Source organism: Streptomyces sp. S07_1.15, from assembly GCF_020739505.1.
Taxonomy (GTDB): Bacteria; Actinomycetota; Actinomycetes; order Streptomycetales; family Streptomycetaceae; genus Streptomyces; species Streptomyces xinghaiensis.
The window spans coordinates 6,506,516-6,524,013 of sequence record NZ_JAJBZK010000001.1; the positions used below are offsets into that span (position 1 = coordinate 6,506,516).

The 17,498-nt window shown below is 74.0% G+C and carries 16 protein-coding genes; 15 read left to right on the plus strand and 1 reads right to left on the minus strand.

The genetic code is table 11. The features are described from left to right. The first annotated feature begins 1 nt into the window (after nucleotide 1). The 15 genes from LIX60_RS27980 (at nucleotide 2) to LIX60_RS28050 (ending at nucleotide 16,506) form a co-directional block, all read left to right on the plus strand. Nucleotides 2–313: a DUF6167 family protein gene (locus tag LIX60_RS27980; protein ID WP_227961751.1), complete on the plus strand. Its 312-nt coding sequence runs from the start codon at nucleotides 2–4 to the stop codon at nucleotides 311–313. Beyond that, the gene (gene alaS, locus LIX60_RS27985) at nucleotides 313–2,982 is read left to right on the plus strand and encodes an alanine--tRNA ligase (RefSeq protein WP_227961753.1); all 2,670 of its coding nucleotides are present in this window, start codon (nucleotides 313–315) and stop codon (nucleotides 2,980–2,982) included. The genes LIX60_RS27980 and alaS overlap by 1 nt, the downstream gene beginning before the upstream one ends. A 4-nt stretch (nucleotides 2,983–2,986) precedes the next feature. After that, on the plus strand, nucleotides 2,987–3,472 hold the full coding sequence (gene ruvX / locus LIX60_RS27990; RefSeq protein ID WP_227961755.1) for a Holliday junction resolvase RuvX: 486 nt from the start codon (nucleotides 2,987–2,989) through the stop codon (nucleotides 3,470–3,472). 129 nt (nucleotides 3,473–3,601) lie between these two features. Continuing rightward, a complete protein-coding gene (mltG, locus tag LIX60_RS27995; RefSeq protein ID WP_227961757.1) occupies nucleotides 3,602–5,509 on the plus strand; it encodes an endolytic transglycosylase MltG in 1,908 nt (635 codons plus the stop codon). A gap of 37 nt (nucleotides 5,510–5,546) precedes the next feature. Then, nucleotides 5,547–6,422: a shikimate dehydrogenase gene (locus LIX60_RS28000; RefSeq protein ID WP_227962953.1), complete on the plus strand. Its 876-nt coding sequence runs from the start codon at nucleotides 5,547–5,549 to the stop codon at nucleotides 6,420–6,422. A 162-nt stretch (nucleotides 6,423–6,584) separates the two neighbouring features. Continuing rightward, nucleotides 6,585–7,769 carry a chorismate synthase gene (aroC, locus tag LIX60_RS28005; RefSeq protein WP_227961760.1) on the plus strand — a complete coding sequence of 395 codons (1,185 nt, stop codon included), beginning with the start codon at nucleotides 6,585–6,587 and terminating at the stop codon, nucleotides 7,767–7,769. After that, nucleotides 7,766–8,323 carry a shikimate kinase gene (locus LIX60_RS28010; protein WP_227961762.1) on the plus strand — a complete coding sequence of 186 codons (558 nt, stop codon included), beginning with the start codon at nucleotides 7,766–7,768 and terminating at the stop codon, nucleotides 8,321–8,323. Before aroC ends, LIX60_RS28010 begins: the two co-directional genes overlap by 4 nt. Next, entirely contained in the window at nucleotides 8,320–9,411 is a 1,092-nt protein-coding gene (gene aroB, locus LIX60_RS28015; RefSeq protein ID WP_227961764.1) for a 3-dehydroquinate synthase, read from the plus strand. Before LIX60_RS28010 ends, aroB begins: the two co-directional genes overlap by 4 nt. Further along, entirely contained in the window at nucleotides 9,408–9,857 is a 450-nt protein-coding gene (gene aroQ, locus LIX60_RS28020) for a type II 3-dehydroquinate dehydratase (RefSeq protein ID WP_030541946.1), read from the plus strand. The genes aroB and aroQ overlap by 4 nt, the downstream gene beginning before the upstream one ends. A gap of 128 nt (nucleotides 9,858–9,985) precedes the next feature. Beyond that, nucleotides 9,986–10,987, plus strand: coding sequence for an AAA family ATPase (locus LIX60_RS28025; protein ID WP_227961766.1), 1,002 nt, complete (start codon nucleotides 9,986–9,988; stop codon nucleotides 10,985–10,987). 98 nt (nucleotides 10,988–11,085) lie between these two features. Further along, nucleotides 11,086–12,210: a M24 family metallopeptidase gene (locus LIX60_RS28030; RefSeq protein WP_227961768.1), complete on the plus strand. Its 1,125-nt coding sequence runs from the start codon at nucleotides 11,086–11,088 to the stop codon at nucleotides 12,208–12,210. A 106-nt stretch (nucleotides 12,211–12,316) separates the two neighbouring features. Then, nucleotides 12,317–12,883, plus strand: coding sequence for an elongation factor P (gene efp, locus LIX60_RS28035; RefSeq protein ID WP_019708728.1), 567 nt, complete (start codon nucleotides 12,317–12,319; stop codon nucleotides 12,881–12,883). A gap of 2 nt (nucleotides 12,884–12,885) precedes the next feature. Beyond that, the gene (nusB, locus tag LIX60_RS28040) at nucleotides 12,886–13,314 is read left to right on the plus strand and encodes a transcription antitermination factor NusB (RefSeq protein ID WP_019708727.1); all 429 of its coding nucleotides are present in this window, start codon (nucleotides 12,886–12,888) and stop codon (nucleotides 13,312–13,314) included. Nucleotides 13,315–13,477: 163 nt separating this feature from the next. After that, nucleotides 13,478–14,983, plus strand: coding sequence for an MFS transporter (locus LIX60_RS28045; RefSeq protein ID WP_227961770.1), 1,506 nt, complete (start codon nucleotides 13,478–13,480; stop codon nucleotides 14,981–14,983). Next, nucleotides 14,980–16,506 carry an aspartate aminotransferase family protein gene (locus tag LIX60_RS28050; protein WP_227961773.1) on the plus strand — a complete coding sequence of 509 codons (1,527 nt, stop codon included), beginning with the start codon at nucleotides 14,980–14,982 and terminating at the stop codon, nucleotides 16,504–16,506. Before LIX60_RS28045 ends, LIX60_RS28050 begins: the two co-directional genes overlap by 4 nt. A gap of 480 nt (nucleotides 16,507–16,986) precedes the next feature. On the opposite strand, the gene bldD is transcribed toward LIX60_RS28050, so the two are convergent. Continuing rightward, nucleotides 16,987–17,487 (minus strand): transcriptional regulator BldD, encoded by a 501-nt coding sequence (gene bldD / locus LIX60_RS28055; RefSeq protein WP_019708725.1) that lies wholly within the window; start codon nucleotides 17,485–17,487, stop codon nucleotides 16,987–16,989. Nucleotides 17,488–17,498 lie beyond the last annotated feature (11 nt).

Genomic DNA, 17,498 nt, shown 5'->3' on the forward strand with positions numbered 1-17,498 from the left:
GATGTTCCGCCGTATGTTCTGGTTCACCGCAGGCGCCGCGACCGGCGTGTGGGCCACCACCAAGGTCAACCGCACGCTGAAGCGGCTCACCCCGGAGAGTCTGGTGGCGCAGGCCGCCGACAAGGCCGTCGAGGCGGGCCACCGCCTCAAGGACTTCGCCCTCGACGTCAAGGCCGGCATGGCGCAGCGCGAACTCGAACTCAACGACGCCCTGGGCATCGCCGCCCAGGACGGCCCCCAGCACCTGCCCCCGCCGCGCCGTCCGGCCGCGCTGGGCCCGACCAACCCGAACAACCGGAATGAGGACCACTGATGGAGTCGGCTGAAATCCGCCGCCGCTGGCTGAGCTTCTTCGAGGAGCGGGGGCACACCGTCGTCCCGTCGGCGTCGCTGATCGCGGACGACCCGACGCTGCTGCTGGTCCCCGCGGGCATGGTGCCCTTCAAGCCGTACTTCCTCGGTGAGGTCAAGCCGCCGTACCCGCGCGCCGCCAGCGTCCAGAAGTGCGTCCGCACCCCGGACATCGAAGAGGTCGGCAAGACCACCCGGCACGGCACCTTCTTCCAGATGTGCGGCAACTTCTCCTTCGGCGACTACTTCAAGGAAGGCGCCATCGAGCTCGCCTGGGAGCTCCTCACCGGCTCCGTCGAGCACGGGGGTTACGGCCTCGACCCGGAGAAGCTCTGGATCACGGTCTACGAGGAGGACGACGAGGCCGAGCGCATCTGGCGCGACAAGGTCGGCGTGCCCGCCGAGCGCATCCAGCGCCTGGGCAAGGAGCACAACTACTGGTCCATGGGCGTCCCCGGCCCCTGCGGTCCCTGCTCGGAGATCAACTACGACCGCGGCCCGGAGTTCGGCGAGGAGGGCGGCCCGGCCGTCAACGACGAGCGCTACGTGGAGATCTGGAACCTGGTCTTCATGCAGTACGAGCGCGGCCCGGGCTCCGGCAAGACGGACTTCCCGATCCTCGGTGAGCTGCCCAGCAAGAACATCGACACCGGCCTCGGCATGGAGCGGCTGGCGATGATCCTCCAGGGCGTCCGCAACATGTACGAGACGGACACCCTTCGCGTCGTCATGGACAAGGCCACCGAGCTCACCGGCGTCCGCTACGGCGCCGCCGAGGGCTCCGACGTCTCGCTGCGCGTGGTCGCCGACCACCTGCGCACGTCCGTGATGCTCATCGGCGACGGCGTCACCCCCGGCAACGAGGGCCGCGGCTACGTGCTGCGCCGCATCATGCGCCGCGCCATCCGCAACATGCGGCTGCTCGGCGCCACCGGCCCGGTCGTCGGCGAACTCGTGGACACCGTCATCGGGACCATGGGCGAGCAGTACCCGGAGCTGATCACCGACCGCAAGCGCATCGAGACCGTCGCGCTCGCCGAGGAGGCCGCCTTCCTCAAGACCCTCAAGGCCGGCACCAACATCCTCGACACCGCCGTCTCCGAGACCAGGAGCGCCGGGAAGGCCGTCCTCCCCGGCGACAAGGCCTTCCTGCTCCACGACACCTGGGGCTTCCCGATCGACCTCACCCTGGAGATGGCCGCCGAGCAGGGCCTCTCCGTGGACGAGGAGGGTTTCCGCCGGCTGATGAAGGAGCAGCGGGAGCGCGCCAAGGCCGACGCCCGCGCCAAGAAGACCGGCCACGCCGACGTCTCCTCCTACCGCGAGGTCGCCGACCGCGCCGGGGCCACCGTCTTCACCGGCTACACCGACACCGAGGGCGAGTCGACCGTCGTCGGCCTGCTGGTGGACGGTGTGCCCGCGCCCGCCGCGCAGGAGGGCGACGAGGTCGAGGTCGTCCTCGACCGCACCCCCTTCTACGCCGAGGGCGGCGGCCAGCAGGCCGACACCGGCCGGATCCGGCTGGACACCGGGGCCGTCGTCGAGGTGCGCGACGTGCAGCAGCCCGTGCCCGGTGTCAGCGTGCACAAGGGCGTCGTCCAGGTCGGTGAGGTCACGCTCGGCGCCGGAGCCCACGCCGTGATCGACGTGATCCGCCGCCGCTCCATCGCCCGCGCCCACAGCGCCACCCACCTCACCCACCAGGCGCTGCGCGACGCCCTGGGCCCGACCGCCGCCCAGGCCGGCTCGGAGAACGCCCCCGGCCGCTTCCGCTTCGACTTCGGCTCGCCGACCGCCGTCCCCGGTACGGTCCTCACCGATGTCGAGCAGAAGATCAACGAGGTGCTGGCCCGCGAACTCGACGTCACCGCCGAGGTGATGTCGATGGACGAGGCCAAGCAGCAGGGCGCCATCGCCGAGTTCGGCGAGAAGTACGGCGACCGGGTGCGCGTGGTCACCATCGGGGACTTCTCCAAGGAGCTGTGCGGCGGCACGCACGTCCACAACACCGCCCAGCTGGGCCTGGTCAAGCTGCTCGGGGAGTCCTCCATCGGTTCCGGTGTGCGCCGGGTGGAGGCCCTGGTCGGCGTGGACGCCTACCAGTTCCTCGCCCGTGAGCACACGGTCGTCTCCCAGCTCACCCAGCTGGTGAAGGGCCGCCCGGAGGAGCTGCCGGAGAAGATCTCCGGGATGCTCGCCAAGCTCAAGGACGCCGAAAAGGAGATCGAGCGCTTCCGCGCCGAGAAGGTGCTGCAGGCCGCCGCCGGCCTGGCCGCCGGCGCCAAGGACGTCCGGGGTGTCGCGCTGGCCGCCGGGCGGGTCCCGGACGGCACCGGCGCCGACGACCTGCGCAAGCTCGTCCTCGACGTGCGCGGGCGGATCCAGGGCGGCCGGCCCGCCGTGGTGGCCCTGTTCACCGTGGTCAAGGACCGTCCGCTGACCGTGATCGCCACCAACGAGGCCGCCCGCGAGCGCGGCATCAAGGCCGGCGAGCTGGTCCGCACCGCCGCCAAGACCCTCGGCGGCGGCGGAGGCGGCAAGGACGACGTCGCCCAGGGGGGCGGGCAGAACCCGGCCGCCATCGACGAGGCCGTGACCGCCGTCGAGCGGCTCGTCGCCGAGAAGGCCTGACGGTATGACGGACGAGAACCGGGCGCTCCGGCGCGGGCGGAGAATCGCCGTCGACGTCGGGGATGCCCGGATCGGGGTCGCCTCGTGCGACCCCGACGGGATCCTCGCCACCCCGGTGGAGACCGTGCCGGGACGTGATGTCCCGGCCGCCCACCGGCGGTTGGCGGCGATCGTCGCCGAGTACGAACCGATCGAGGTCGTGGTCGGGCTGCCCCGCTCCCTCAAGGGGACGGAGGGCCCGGCCGCGGCCAAGGTCAGAGCCTTCGTCCAGGAGCTCGCCAAGATCGTTCAACCGGTCCCGGTGCGACTGGTCGATGAGCGTATGAGTACCATCACGGCGGCACAGCGCTTGCGGGCCTCCGGTGTGAACTCCCGCAAGGGGCGCTCGGTGGTGGACCAGGCCGCGGCCGTGGTCATCCTGCAGAACGCGCTGGAGGCCGAAAGGGTGTCGGGCGCTCCTCCGGGCGAGACCGTCGAACTGGTCATCTGATCGCGATACGGTAACGTTCGCGCGAAAGTGCGACCCGAACACCGTCGCATACAAGCGGAATGAGGCGGACCGGCCCACTGCGCTCCCCACGCGCGCACCGGGAGCCGCCTCGTGTTGGCCGGGAGATCGATGACTGAGTATGGCCGGGGCCGAGGTTCCGAACCGTGGCATCCCGAGGACCCGCTCTACGGGGACCGGGGCTGGGACGGGCAGCCGACCGCGGACGGCCGGTCACCCCACGGAGAGCAGCCGCCGCAGTATCCCGAGCAGTACCAGCAGCAGCCGCAGTGGGACGCCCAGGGCGCGCCGTACCCGGGTCAGCCGTACCCGGACCAGGGCTATCCGCAGCAGGGCTACCCGCAGCAGGGCGGGCAGCAGCAGGGCTACCCCCAGGGCGGACAGCAGCACGGATATCCGCCGCAGCAGGGGTACCCCCAGCCCCAGCAGGGCGGACAGCAGTACGGCTGGGGCGGTGGCCCGCAGGACACCGGCCAGGGCTACGCCGCGGCTGCCGGGCACGGCGACCCGTACGGGCAGCAGCCCACCGATCCGTACGGCCGCCCGTACCCGCAGCACGGCGGGCAGCAGCCACCGCAGGGCCCCCCGCAGCCCGGCCAGGGCCCCGGACCGTACGGCGGGGGCCACCCGCAGGGGCATCCGGAGCAGGGCCGCCGGCACCCCGACCCGGGCACCGGACCGCAGCCGCGCTACCGGCCCGCCCCCGGGGAGCCGCAGACCGAGAGCTGGCAGCAGGAGGACGACGGTCCCGGGCACGCCTTCTTCGCCGACGAGCCGGACAGCGCCCCCGGCCGCCGCCGGGGCCGCGGTGCCGCCCGCGACGACCGTCCCGCCCGGCGCGGTGACGGCTACGACGAACCCGGCGGCCACGACGACGGGTTCGACGACGAGGACGGCGGCGGGGACGGTGACGACGGCGACCGCCGCGGCCGGCCCAAGAAGCGCCGCAGCGGCATGGCGTGCCTCTTCGTCGCCGTCGTGCTCGGCGGCGGAGTCGCGGCCGGCGGCTGGTTCGCGTACGACTTCTACCAGACCCACTTCGGCCCGGCGCCGGACTACGCCGGCGAGGGCTCCGGCTCCGTCCAGGTCGAGATCCCGCAGGGCGCCGGGACCGGTGAGATGGGCCGCATCCTCAAGGGCGCCGGGGTGGTGAGGAGCGCCCAGGCGTTCGTCGACGCCGCGGGCGAGAACCCCAAGGGCCTCTCCATCCAGCCCGGCGTCTACGCGATGAAGAAGGAGATGTCGGGCGAGGCGGCCGTCGACTGGATGCTCTCCCCGGAGAGCCGCAACGCGCTCATCATCCCCGAGGGCATGCGCAACGCGCAGGTCTACGCGACCATCGACAAACGGCTCGAACTGAAGGCCGGCACCACCGAGAAGATCGCGGAGAAGCAGGCCGCGAAGCTCGGACTGCCCGACTGGGCCGACGACGACGCGAAGATAATGGACCCGCTGGAGGGCTTCCTCTATCCGGCGCGCTACGACATGGGTGAGGACGCCAAGCCCGAGGACGTCCTGAAGAAGATGGTCGCCCGCGCCACGGCCGAGTACGAGAAGCTGGACATCGAGGCCAACGCCGAGAAGCTGGAGCTCGACTCGCCGCTCCAGCTCGTCACCGTCGCCAGCCTCGTCCAGGCCGAGGGCAAGACCAGTGACGACTTCAGCAAGATGGCCCGGGTCGTCTACAACCGCCTCGACCCGGACAACACCGAGACCTACGGGAAGATCGAATTCGACTCGGCCTTCAACTACCTGAAGGGCCAGAGCGAGATCAACATCGGGATCAAGGAGATCCGCAACACCGATCACCCCTACAACACCTACTTCTACCGCGGCCTGCCGCCCGGCCCCATCGGCAACCCGGGCGCCGAGGCGCTGAAGGCGGCGATCGACCCGGAGCCCGGCGACTGGTACTACTTCGTCGGCGTCGACGGGGAGAACACCAAGTTCGCGGAGACCCACGAGGAGCACGAGAAGCTCGTGGAGGAGTTCAACGCGAACCAGAAGAACAAGGGCTGAGATGAGCACAGCAGAGGTCCCGGCGACGGCCGCGGCCATGAGCGCGGGGGCGGACGGCACCGCCGGGAGCCCGCGCCGCGCCGCCGTCCTGGGCAAGCCCATCGGGCACTCGCTCTCCCCGGTGCTGCACCGCGCCGCGTACGCCGCCCTCGGGCTCGACGACTGGCGCTACGACCGCTTCGAGGCGGACGAGGCCGCCCTGCCCGCCTTCCTCGGGCGCCTGGACGCCTCCTGGGCGGGCCTGTCGCTGACCATGCCGCTCAAGCGCGCGGTCATCCCGCTGCTGGACGGGATCAGCGACACCGCCGCCTCGGTGGAGGCCGTCAACACCGTCGTGTTCACCGGCGGCGGCCGCCGCACCGGCGAGAACACCGACATCCCCGGCATCGTCGAGGCCCTCCGCGAACGCGGGGTCGAGCGGGTCGGACGGGCGGCGGTCCTCGGCGCCGGAGCCACCGCCTCCTCCGCCCTCGCCGCGCTCTCCCGGATCTGCTCCGGGGAGGTCACGGCCTATGTCCGCAGCGAGAGCCGGGCGGCCGAGATGCGCGGCTGGGGCGAGCGGCTGGGGGTGGCCGTGACCACCGCGGACTGGGACGCCGCCGCCGAGGCGTTCGACGCCCCGCTGGTCGTCGCCACCACACCCGCCGGCGCCACCGACCATCTCGCCGGTGCCGTCCCGGAGCACCCCGGCACCCTCTTCGACGTGCTCTACGAGCCCTGGCCGACCCGGCTCGCCGCGGCCTGGTCCGCGCGCGGCGGAGCCGTCGTCGGCGGTCTCGACCTCCTCGTCCACCAGGCGGTCCTCCAGGTGGAGCTGATGACGGGCCGCGCCCCGGCGCCGCTGGCGGCCATGCGCGCCGCCGGAGAGGCCGCGCTCGCCGCCCGGAGCACCCGGGAGCCCGCCGCGGGCTGACCGCGTCACCCGCGCCGCGCGGACCACGAGCTGATACGGCTGTCCGTTTGGCGGACCGGCGCCCGGTCCCCGCCCCCCGGCATGGGAGGATCGACGGCGGCGGGCCGGGGCCGCGCACCCGGCCGTGCCGCCGCAGACAGGGCGCGAGCATGAGGAGCACCGTTGAGCAGGTTGCGCTGGCTGACCGCGGGGGAGTCGCACGGCCCCGCACTGGTCGCGACGCTGGAAGGGCTGCCCGCGGGCGTGCCCGTCACCACGGACATGGTGGCGGACGCCCTGGCCCGGCGGCGGCTCGGCTACGGCCGGGGCGCCCGGATGAAGTTCGAGCGGGACGAGGTGACCTTCCTCGGCGGCGTCCGGCACGGACTGACCCTCGGCTCACCGGTCGCGATCATGGTGGGCAACACCGAGTGGCCCAAGTGGGAACAGGTCATGGCCGCCGACCCGGTGGACCCGGCCGTCCTCGCCGAACTGGCCCGCAACGCCCCGCTGACCCGCCCCCGCCCCGGCCACGCCGACCTCGCGGGGATGCAGAAGTACGGCTTCGACGAGGCCCGGCCGATCCTGGAGCGCGCCTCCGCCCGGGAGACCGCCGCCCGCGTGGCGCTCGGCGCCGTCGCCCGCTCCTACCTCAGGGAGACGGCCGGCATCGAGATCGTCTCCCATGTGGTCGAACTGGCCGCGGCCAGGGCCCCGTACGGGGTGCTGCCCCGGCCCTCGGACGTGGAGCGGCTGGACGCCGACCCGGTGCGCTGCCTCGACCCGGAGGCGAGCGAGGCGATGGTCGCCGAGATCGACCAGGCCCACAAGGACGGCGACACCCTCGGCGGCGTCGTCGAGGTGCTGGCCTACGGCGTCCCGGTCGGCCTGGGCTCGCACGTCCACTGGGACCGCCGGCTGGACGCCCGTCTCGCCGGGGCCCTGATGGGCATTCAGGCCATCAAGGGTGTGGAGGTCGGCGACGGCTTCGACCTCGCCCGGGTGCCCGGCTCGCAGGCCCATGACGAGATCGTCTCCACCGAGGAGGGCATCCGCCGCACCTCCGGCCGCTCCGGCGGCACCGAGGGCGGGCTCTCCACCGGTGAACTGCTGCGCGTACGGGCCGCGATGAAGCCCATCGCGACCGTGCCGCGCGCCCTGGCCACCGTCGACGTCGTCACCGGCGAGGCCACCAGGGCCCACCACCAGCGTTCCGACGTCTGCGCCGTGCCCGCGGCGGGCATCGTGGCCGAGGCCATGGTCGCGCTCGTCCTGGCGGACGCGGTGGCGGAGAAGTTCGGCGGCGACAGCGTGCCCGAGACCCGGCGCAACGTCCGCTCCTTCCTCGACGCCCTGGCCATCCGGTGACGGGGACGGGCACGCCCCCGGGCTCCGGGACCGGCGCCCGGCCCGGCCCGGCCGTGGTGCTCGTCGGCCCGCCCGGCTCCGGCAAGTCCACCGTCGGCGCGCTCCTCGCCGAGCGGCTCGGCACCGGCTACCGGGACACCGACGGCGACATCGAGCGGATCGCGGGCAAGCCGATCCCCGAGATCTTCTTCGAGGACGGCGAACCGCGCTTCCGCGCCCTGGAACGGCAGGCCGTCCGGGACGCGGTCGCGGAGCACCCCGGCGTGCTCTCCCTCGGCGGCGGCGCGATCATGGACGAGGAGACGAGGAAGCTGCTGACCGGGCTGCCGGTCGTCTTCCTCGACGTCGGCCTCGCGGACGCCGTGAAGCGCGTCGGCCTCGACGCCCCGCGCCCGCTGCTGGCCGTCAACCCCCGCCAGCAGTGGCGCGCCCTGATGGAGCAGCGCCGCCCGCTGTACACGGAGGCCGCCCGCGCCGTCGTGACCACCGACGGACGCAGCCCGGAGGACGTCGCCGAGGCGGTCCTCGACGCACTCGAACTGAGGCAGTCATGACGGATACCCCCATCGCCATCGAGGTCGGCGGCACCGCCGGCACCGACCCGTACACCGTGCTCGTCGGCCGGCGGCTGCTCGGCGAGCTGCCCTCGCTGATCGGACCGCGGGCCAAGCGGGTGGCCGTCATCCACCCCGAGGCCCTGGAGACCACCGGCGAGGCGCTCCGCGCGGACCTCGCGGAGCAGGGCTACGAGGCCATCGCGATCCAGGTGCCCAACGCCGAGGAGGCCAAGACCGCCGAGGTCGCCGCCTACTGCTGGAAGGCGCTCGGCCAGACCGGCTTCACCCGCTCCGACGTGATCGTCGGCGTCGGCGGCGGCGCCACCACCGACCTCGCGGGCTTCGCCGCCGCCAGCTGGCTGCGCGGCGTCCGCTGGGTCGCGGTGCCCACCACCGTCCTCGGCATGGTCGACGCGGCCGTCGGCGGCAAGACCGGCATCAACACCGCGGAGGGCAAGAACCTCGTCGGCGCCTTCCACCCGCCCGCCGGCGTCCTCTGCGACCTCGCCAGCCTCGGCTCGCTCTCCGTCAACGACTACGTCAGCGGACTCGCCGAGGTCGTCAAGGCCGGCTTCATCGCCGACCCGGTCATCCTCGACCTGATCGAGAGCGACCCGGAGGAGGCCCGCCGGCCGGAGGGACGGCACACCGCCGAGCTGATCGAGCGGTCCATCCGGGTCAAGGCCGAGGTGGTCTCCTCCGACCTCAAGGAGTCGGGCCTGCGGGAGATCCTCAACTACGGCCACACCCTCGGCCACGCCATCGAGAAGAACGAGCGTTACAACTGGCGGCACGGCGCGGCCGTCTCCATCGGCATGGTCTTCGCCGCCGAACTCGGCCGCCTCGCCGGGCGGCTGGACGACGCCACCGCCGACCGGCACCGCACCGTCCTGGAATCCCTCGGCCTGCCGGTCTCCTACCGCGGCGACCAGTGGCCCCGGCTGCTGGAGACCATGAAGGTCGACAAGAAGTCCCGCGGCGACCTGCTGCGCTTCATCGTCCTCGACGGCCTCGCCAAGCCCACCGTCCTGGAGGGCCCGGACCCGTCCCTGCTGCTGGCCGCCTACGGGGAGGTCTCCTCATGACCGCCGGACCCCGGCACGTCCTGGTGCTCAACGGCCCCAACCTCGGCCGGCTGGGCTCGCGCGAGCCGGACGTATACGGCTCCACGAGCTACGCCGGGCTGGTCGAGGAGTGCACCCGCCTCGGCGCCGAACTCGGCTTCACCGTCGACGTGCGGGAGACCAACGACGAGGGCGAGATGATCCGCTGGCTGCACGAGGCGGCCGACGGGCGCGTCCCCGTCGTGATCAACCCGGGCGCCTTCACGCACTACTCGTACGGCATGCGGGACGCCGCCGCGCAGCGCACCGCGCCCCTGATCGAGGTGCACATCTCCAACCCGTACGCACGGGAGGAGTTCCGGCACACCTCGGTCATCGCGGCGGTCGCCTCCGGGACCGTCGCGGGCTTCGGCCTCGGCTCCTACCGGCTGGCGCTGCGCGCCCTGGCCGACGCCGCGACCGGCTGACCGGGCACGTTCCGCCGTCCCCGGCCGTTCTGCGGACACGGCCGGGGACGGTACCGTTCGGTGGCGTTCGGTCGTACAACGGGATCGAACACCGGCCAGTCCGCCCGCACGAGACGGAGACTCAGCGGATGCAGCACGCGACGGGGGCTCCGCTGCCACCGCCCCACGGCCCCGCCCACCCCTCCTGGGCGCAGGGCGGCCCTCCGGGGCATCCGGGACACCAGCGCGGTCCGGTGCCGCCCGGCCGGGCCCCGGTGCCGCCGGGACAGGCGCCGGGACAGGCGCCGCCGGGGCACCGGCAGCCGCAGGCCCCGCCGGGGCAGCCGCAGGCGCCGCACCAGCAGCCGCCCTCCGGCCCACCGCACCAGCAGCCGCCGTCCGGCCCGCCGTACCCGCGGCCCGCCGGCCCCCCGCCGCACCAGGCCCCGCCCGCCGGGCCGCACGGCGCCCCGGGCCGGCAGGGGCACCACGCCCCGCCCTCCGGGGACGCCACCGGGCATCTGCGGCTGCCCGCCGGGGCTCCCGTCCCCGCGCCCGGCACCGTTCCGGGCACGGCGGCGCCCGACGCGGCGCACGCCGCCGTGGCGGTACTGCTGATAGGTCCGGCCGGCGCGGGCAAGACGACGGTCGCCCGGCACTGGGCGGACAGCCGGCGGGTGCCGACCGCGCACATCAGCCTGGACGACGTCCGCGAGTGGGTCCGCTCCGGCTTCGCCGACCCGCGCTCGGGCTGGAACGACCACTCCGAGGCGCAGTACCGGCTGGCCCGCCGCACCTGCGGCTTCGCGGCCCGCAACTTCCTGGCCAACGGCATCTCCTGCATCCTCGACGACGCCGTCTTCCCGGACCGCCCCGCCATCGGCCTCGGCGGCTGGAAGCGCCATGTCGGGCCCGGTCTGGTGCCGGTGGTGCTGCTGCCCGGACTGGAGATCGTCCTGGAGCGGAACGCCGCGCGCAGCGGCACCCGCCGGCTGACCGACGAGGAGGTCGCCCGCATCCACGGCCGGATGGCCGGCTGGTACGGCTCCGGGCTGCCGATCATCGACAACTCGCAGTACGACGTGGCCACCACGGCCCGCGCCCTGGACGACGCCATCAGCCGCAGCCTGGCCAGCCCCCCACAGTTCTGACGCCGCGCGCGGGGCGTCACCCGGTGCGCCGCCCCCGGTGCCCCCCGTCCGGACGCGTTCGGGGGGCCGGGCCCGGGCCGCACTCATAAGGTCGGAACATGTCAGAGGTGCACGCGGCCCGCCGCTCACAGCTGCGCGACCGGTGCGCGGCAGCCGGTGAGGCTGCCGTCCTCGTCTCGCGCCCCGCCAACATCCGCTATCTCGCCGGTGCTTCACCGGCCGGCGCGGCCCTGCTGCTGGGGCCCGGCGGCCCGGCCGGCCCGGTCGGTGACGTCCTTCTCTGCCCGCGCCCGCCGAGCGGGGATCTCGCCGAGGGACAGGTGGCCGGCGACCTGCGGGTGCGGGTGCTGCCCGCGGGCAGCACCGACGCCGCGGCCGCCGCCGCCGGCCTCGCCGCCTCGGCGGGCGCGGAGCTGCTGGCCGTCGAGGAGCACGACCTGTCCGTCACCCGGCACCGGGCCCTCGGCGCGGCGGCCCCGCACATCCGCCTCGCCGACCTCTCCCGCGCCGTCGAGCAGCAGCGGCTGGTGAAGGACGAGGAGGAGATCGCCTGCCTGCGGATCGCGGCGGAGATCGCCGACCAGGCCCTGGGCGAGTTGCTGGAGTCGATCCTCGTCGGCCGCACCGAACGCCATCTGGCGCTGGAGCTGGAGCGCCGCCTCGTCGACCACGGCGCGGACGGCCCGGCGTTCCCCACCTCGGTGGGCACCGGCCCCAACTCCGGTGTCCCGGGCCATCCCCCGTCGGACCGGCGGGTGGAGGAGGGCGACTTCCTCAGCGTCTGCCTGGGCGCCGACTACCGCGGCTACCACTGCGAGCTGGGGCGCACCTTCGTCATCGGCACCTCGCCGGCCCGCTGGCAGATCGAGCTGTACGAGGTGGTCTTCGCGGCGCAGCGGGCGGGCCGGGAGGCCCTCGCGCCCACCGTGGAGTACCGCGCGGTGGACCGGGCCGCCCGGCAGGTCCTGGAGGCGGCGGGGCACGGCGGCGGGCTGCCGCGGTGGACGGGGCACGGGGTGGGGCTGGAAATCCACGAGGACCCGGAACTCTCCCCGACCGCCATGGGTAAACTGGACGCTTGTGTGCCGGTCACCGTCGGACCGGGGGTCCACCTCCCGGGCCGGGGCGGTGTCCGGATCGACGACACGCTCGTCGTCCGTCCCGAGGCGGACGGCGGACCCGAGCTACTCACCATCACGACCAAGGAACTGCTCGCCCTGTAGCCGTGCCCGGCGGCCGCGCGTTCGTATTCGCCGTCGGTGCCGTGGCCGCTGTAGCCTGCGCAACGCCCTTGGTTCCATCAGCTTCAGTCCAGGAGACACCGCAACCGTGGCATCCACGAACGACCTCAAGAACGGCATGGTGCTCAAGCTCGAAGGCGGCCAGCTCTGGTCCGTCGTCGAGTTCCAGCACGTCAAGCCCGGCAAGGGCCCCGCCTTCGTCCGCACCAAGCTGAAGAACGTGCTCTCCGGCAAGACGGTCGACAAGACCTTCAACGCCGGGGTGAAGGTCGAGACGGCCAGCGTCGACAAGCGCGGGATGCAGTTCTCGTACAAGGACGGCGACGACTTCGTCTTCATGGACTCGGAGACCTTCGACCAGATCTACGTCTCCCCGGAGACGGTCGGCGACGCCGCCAACTACCTCCTGGAGGGCTTTGACGCCGTCGTGGCGATGTACGAGGGCAGCCCGCTCTACATCGAGCTGCCCGCCGCCGTCGAGCTGACGATCGAGTACACCGAGCCGGGTGTGCAGGGCGACCGCTCCACCGGCGGTTCCAAGCCCGCCAAGCTGGAGACCGGTTACGAGATCGGCGTGCCGCTCTTCATCACCAGCGGCGAGAAGATCAAGGTCGACACCCGCTCCGGCGAGTACCTCGGCCGGGTGACTGGCTAACCGTGGCTGCCCGCACCAAGGCCCGCAAGCGTGCCTTCCAGATCCTCTTCGAGTCCGACCAGCGCGGGGTGCCCGTGCGCACGGTGCTCGCGGACTGGCTGCGGCACGCCCGGACCGACGACCGGCAGCCGCCGGTCAACGAGTACACCATGCAGCTGGTCGAGGGGTACGCCGAGCACGAGCGCCACATCGACGAGCTGATCGGCACCTACTCCGTCGGCTGGACCCTCGACCGGATGCCCGTCGTCGACCGCTGCCTGCTGCGGCTGGGCGCGTACGAGCTGATCTGGGAGGACGAGACACCGGACGCGGTGGTCATCGACGAGGTGGTGCAGCTCGCCAAGGAGTTCTCCACCGACGACTCGCCGTCCTTCGTCAACGGACTGCTGGGCCGCTTCAAGGAGCTGAAGCCGGGGCTCCGCCGGGCCTGACCGGCCCCGGCACCGGACAAGCACCGGACACCCCGGCGGCAGGCCGGCGCACGCCGGCGCGCAGCCGCACACGCGCGGGACCGCACTGGGCCCGCGGTGCGAAGTCGAACGGACTTCCGCCGCGGGCCTGGTGCGTTCCTGTGACGTGTTCTAGGTTCACCGCATGCCCGAGCATGATCACGACAAGCCCGCGCCGCCGGGCACCGGCCATGCCACCGCCGCGCGGGGGACCGGCCCCGCCGCCGGTGAGGGCCCGCTGGCCGCCCGGGTCAGGATCGGCTACGGCCTCGGGTCCTTCGCCACCGGAACCTTCGGCACCGTTCCGGGCCTGCTGCTGCTCTACTACCTCACCGACATCCTCGGCGTCACCGCCGGCCTCGCCGGGCTGCTCGTCTTCCTGCCCAAGGCGTGGGACGTCCTGCTCAACCCGTGGATCGGCAGCCTGTCCGACCGCACCGTGCACCGCTGGGGCCCGCGCCGCCCCTGGATGCTGCTGGGCGCGCTCACCATGCCGCTCTGCTTCGCCGCCATGTTCGCCGCCCCGGACCTGGAGCGCGGCTGGGCCGCCGCCTACGTCGCCGTGCTCTTCCTGCTGACCGCCACCGGCTACGCCTGCTTCCAGGTCCCGTACGTGGCCCTCCCGGCCGAGCTCACCACCGACCCGGACGAGCGCGCCCGCGTGATGAGCTGGCGGGTCGCCTTCCTCGGCGCCGCCATCCTGCTCTCCGGCGCGGTGGCCCCGCTGCTGGCCGGTACCTCCGGCGACGACCACGGCTCGCCCGGCGGCTACCGGCTCATGGGGGTCGTCATCGGCGCCCTGCTCTGCGCCGGAATGCTGGCCGCCTTCGCCGCGACGGCGCGCGCGCCCGCCGTGCTGCGGGTGACGAGCGAACCCGGCCTCCTGGCGCAGCTCCGGGCGGCCCGCGGCAACCGGCCCTTCGCCCGGCTGCTCGCCGCGTTCGTCACCCAGGCCGCCGCCACGGGGCTGATGCTGGCCGGCACCCAGTACTTCGCCACGTACATCCTCCACCGGCCCTCCGCCACCAGCGTCCTCTTCGCCTGCCTGATCGTGCCCTCGCTGCTCGCGATGCCGCTCTGGCTGACCGTGGGGCGCCGTACCGGCAAACGCTCCGCGGCCCTCGCCGCCTCCGGCTGCTTCCTGGCCGGGGCCGCGACGGCCGCCTTCGCCCGCGAACTGCCCGCCGGCGCGGTCTACGCGGCCGTCGCCCTGGCCGGCGCCGGCTACGCGGGCATGCAGATGCTGCCGCTGGCCATGCTGGGCGACGCCATCGCCGCCGACGCCTTCACCAGCGGCCGCCGCCGGGCGGGTCTCTTCACCGGCCTCTGGACGGCGGGGGAGACCCTGGGCCTCGCCCTCGGCCCCGGGCTCTACGGGCTCGTCCTGGCGGCGGGCGGCTTCGTCTCCTCCGACGCCGGCCACCGCGTGGAGCAGCCCGCCTCGGCGCTCACCGCGATCGTCACCGGCTTCGGCGCGCTCCCCGCCCTGCTCCTGCTGCTCAGCCTCCCCATGCTGGCCCGCTACGACCTGACGGAGCGGAAGCTCAACGCCCTCCGTGACGCGGCGGCGGGGCGTGCCCCCGCGCCCGCCGCCGGCACCCCTCCGGACCACCGCCCCGCAGACCCCCGACGCGAGGGAGACATCCCATGACCGCCCCCACCCCTTCCGCCGGTCCCGTGGCCGGAGGCGCACCCCGGCGCGCCGTCCTCGACCGGCTCGACGCCCTGCGCGGAGCGGATCTGCCCGTCCGCGGCGGCCGCACCATGGCGTACGTCTACGACTCCGGCCTCGACGGCGTCGAGGAGCTGGCGGCGGCCGCGCAGGCGCGGTTCGCGGGGGTCAACGGGCTCGACATGACGGCCTTCCCCAGCGTCGTCGCCCTGGAGAACGCCGTCGTGGGCCGCGCCGCCCGGCTGCTCGGCGGCGGCCCGGACACGGCGGGCACCTTCACCAGCGGCGGCACCGAGAGCTGTCTGCTCGCCGTGCTCACCGCCCGCGAGCACGCCCGGCGCACGCGCGGTGTCACGGCTCCCGAACTCGTCCTGCCCACCACCGTGCACGCCGCCTTCCACAAGGCCGCGGCCCTCTTCGGGCTGCGGACCGTCTCCGTACCGGCCGACCCCGTGACGTACCGGGTCCGTCCGGAGGACATCGCCGCGGCGATCACCCCCGACACCGCCCTGGTCGTCGTCTCGGCGCCGTCCTACGCCCACGGCGTCATCGACCCGGTGGCCGGGGTGGCGGCCGAGGCGGAGCGCCGCGGCGTGCTCTGCCATGTCGACGCCTGCATCGGCGGCTGGTACCTGGGCCACCTGCGGTACGCCGACGGCATCCCGCGGCCCCCGGCCTTCGACCTCTCCGTCCCCGGGGTCACCTCGCTCTCGGTGGACCTGCACAAGTACGGCTACACGGCCAAGGGCGCCTCCGTGCTGCTCTTCCGCGACGCGGAGCTGCGCCGGCACGGCTGGTTCGCCCACGCCTCCTGGCCCGGCTATCCCGTGGTCAACGCCACCCTCCAGGGCACCAAGTCCGCCGGTCCGCTCGCGGCCGCCTGGGCCGTGCTCGAACACATCGGCACCGACGGCTACACCGAACTCTCCCGGCGCGTGCACGGGGCGACGGCGTCCCTCGCCGCCGGGATCGGCGCCATCGACGGCCTCCGCGTGCTGGGCCGCCCCGAGGCGTCCCTGCTCGCGGTCGCCTCCGAGGACCCCGCCCTGGACGTCTTCGTGGTGGCCGACGAGATCCGGGCGGACGGCTGGTACCTCCAGCCGCAGCCCGCCTTCGACGGCTCACCGGCCAATCTCCATCTCACCGTCACGGCGGCGGTGGCGGGGGAGGAGACGGTACGGCTGCTGCTCGCCGATCTCGCGAAGTCCGTGGAACGGGCCCGCGCCCTGGGCCCCGCCGCGGTCGACCCGGCCCTGGCGGAGGCGGCGGCGGGGCTCGACCCGGACACCCTCGGCCCCGAGGAGGTGGCCCTGGCCCTCTCGCTGGCCGGTATCGGGGCGGACGGCGCGCTCCCGGAACGGATGGCCCCGGTCCTGGCCGTCCTCCAGGCGCTGCCGCCGCGCCTCACCGAGCGGCTGCTCCCCGAGGTCGTCGGGCGCCTCTACCGGCCGGAAGCCGACGGGTCCGCACGGGCGGCGGAGAGCGGGCCGGAGGCGGGCTGACCGGCGGGGGGAGCCGGCACGGCGGACTCCCGGACGGGGAGGGGAGTCCGTGCACGAGCCGGCGCGGACCCGGGGGCCCGCCCGAGCCGAGCTCGCGGATGTGCGTGTAGCCGGGAACCGTCCGGGGCGGGCGGAGCGCTCCAGAGCACGGGTCACGGTTGTCACCGTGCGTGAGGGGTTGCTCGCCCAGCGCGAAGGGGGGCGCACGCGGCGGCTACGGACGGCAGGGCGCTCCTTCGCGCCCGGCGGCCCCTCCCCGGCGGCTTGACGGTGGCGCCGTGGCGCGGTGACCCGGCGGCGGCCCCGGGCGGCAGAACCCGCGCCCCGGCGCCCGACGGCACGCCGGGCGCGAACCGCGGCCGGGAACGCCGCGGGGCGGTGGGGAGCGTACGGGCTCCCCACCGCCCCGCGGGAACGGTCAGCGGTGGGCCGTGGTCCCGCCGGCCGCGGCGGTCCGCGGCGAGGGGGCGCCGCGGAGGGTCAGGCGTCCTCGTGCTGCACGGCCCGGCGGGCGTCCGCGTCCAGCACACCCCAGCTGATCAGCTGCTCGGTGAGCACCGAGGGGGACTGGTCGTAGATCACCGCGAGGGTGCGCAGGTCGTCCTGGCGGATGGAGAGGACCTTGCCGTTGTAGTCGCCGCGCTGGCTCTGGATCGTCGCGGCGTACCGCTGGAGCGGTCCGGCCTTCTCCTGCGGAACATGGGCGAGCCGCTCCAGGTCGAGGACCAGCTTCGGCGGCGGTTCGGCGGCGCCCCCGGGCGTGGTGCCCGGCAGGAGCTCCTGCACGGGGACGCCGTAGAAGTCCGCCAGCTCGGCAAGACGCTGCACGGTCACCGCACGGTCGCCCCGCTCGTAGGAGCCGACGACGACGGCCTTCCAGCGGCCCTGGGACTTCTCCTCGACTCCGTGGAGGGAAAGGCCCTGCTGGGTGCGGATGGCGCGAAGCTTGGCTCCGAGCTGTTTGGCGTATTCGCTGGACATATAGCTCCCCG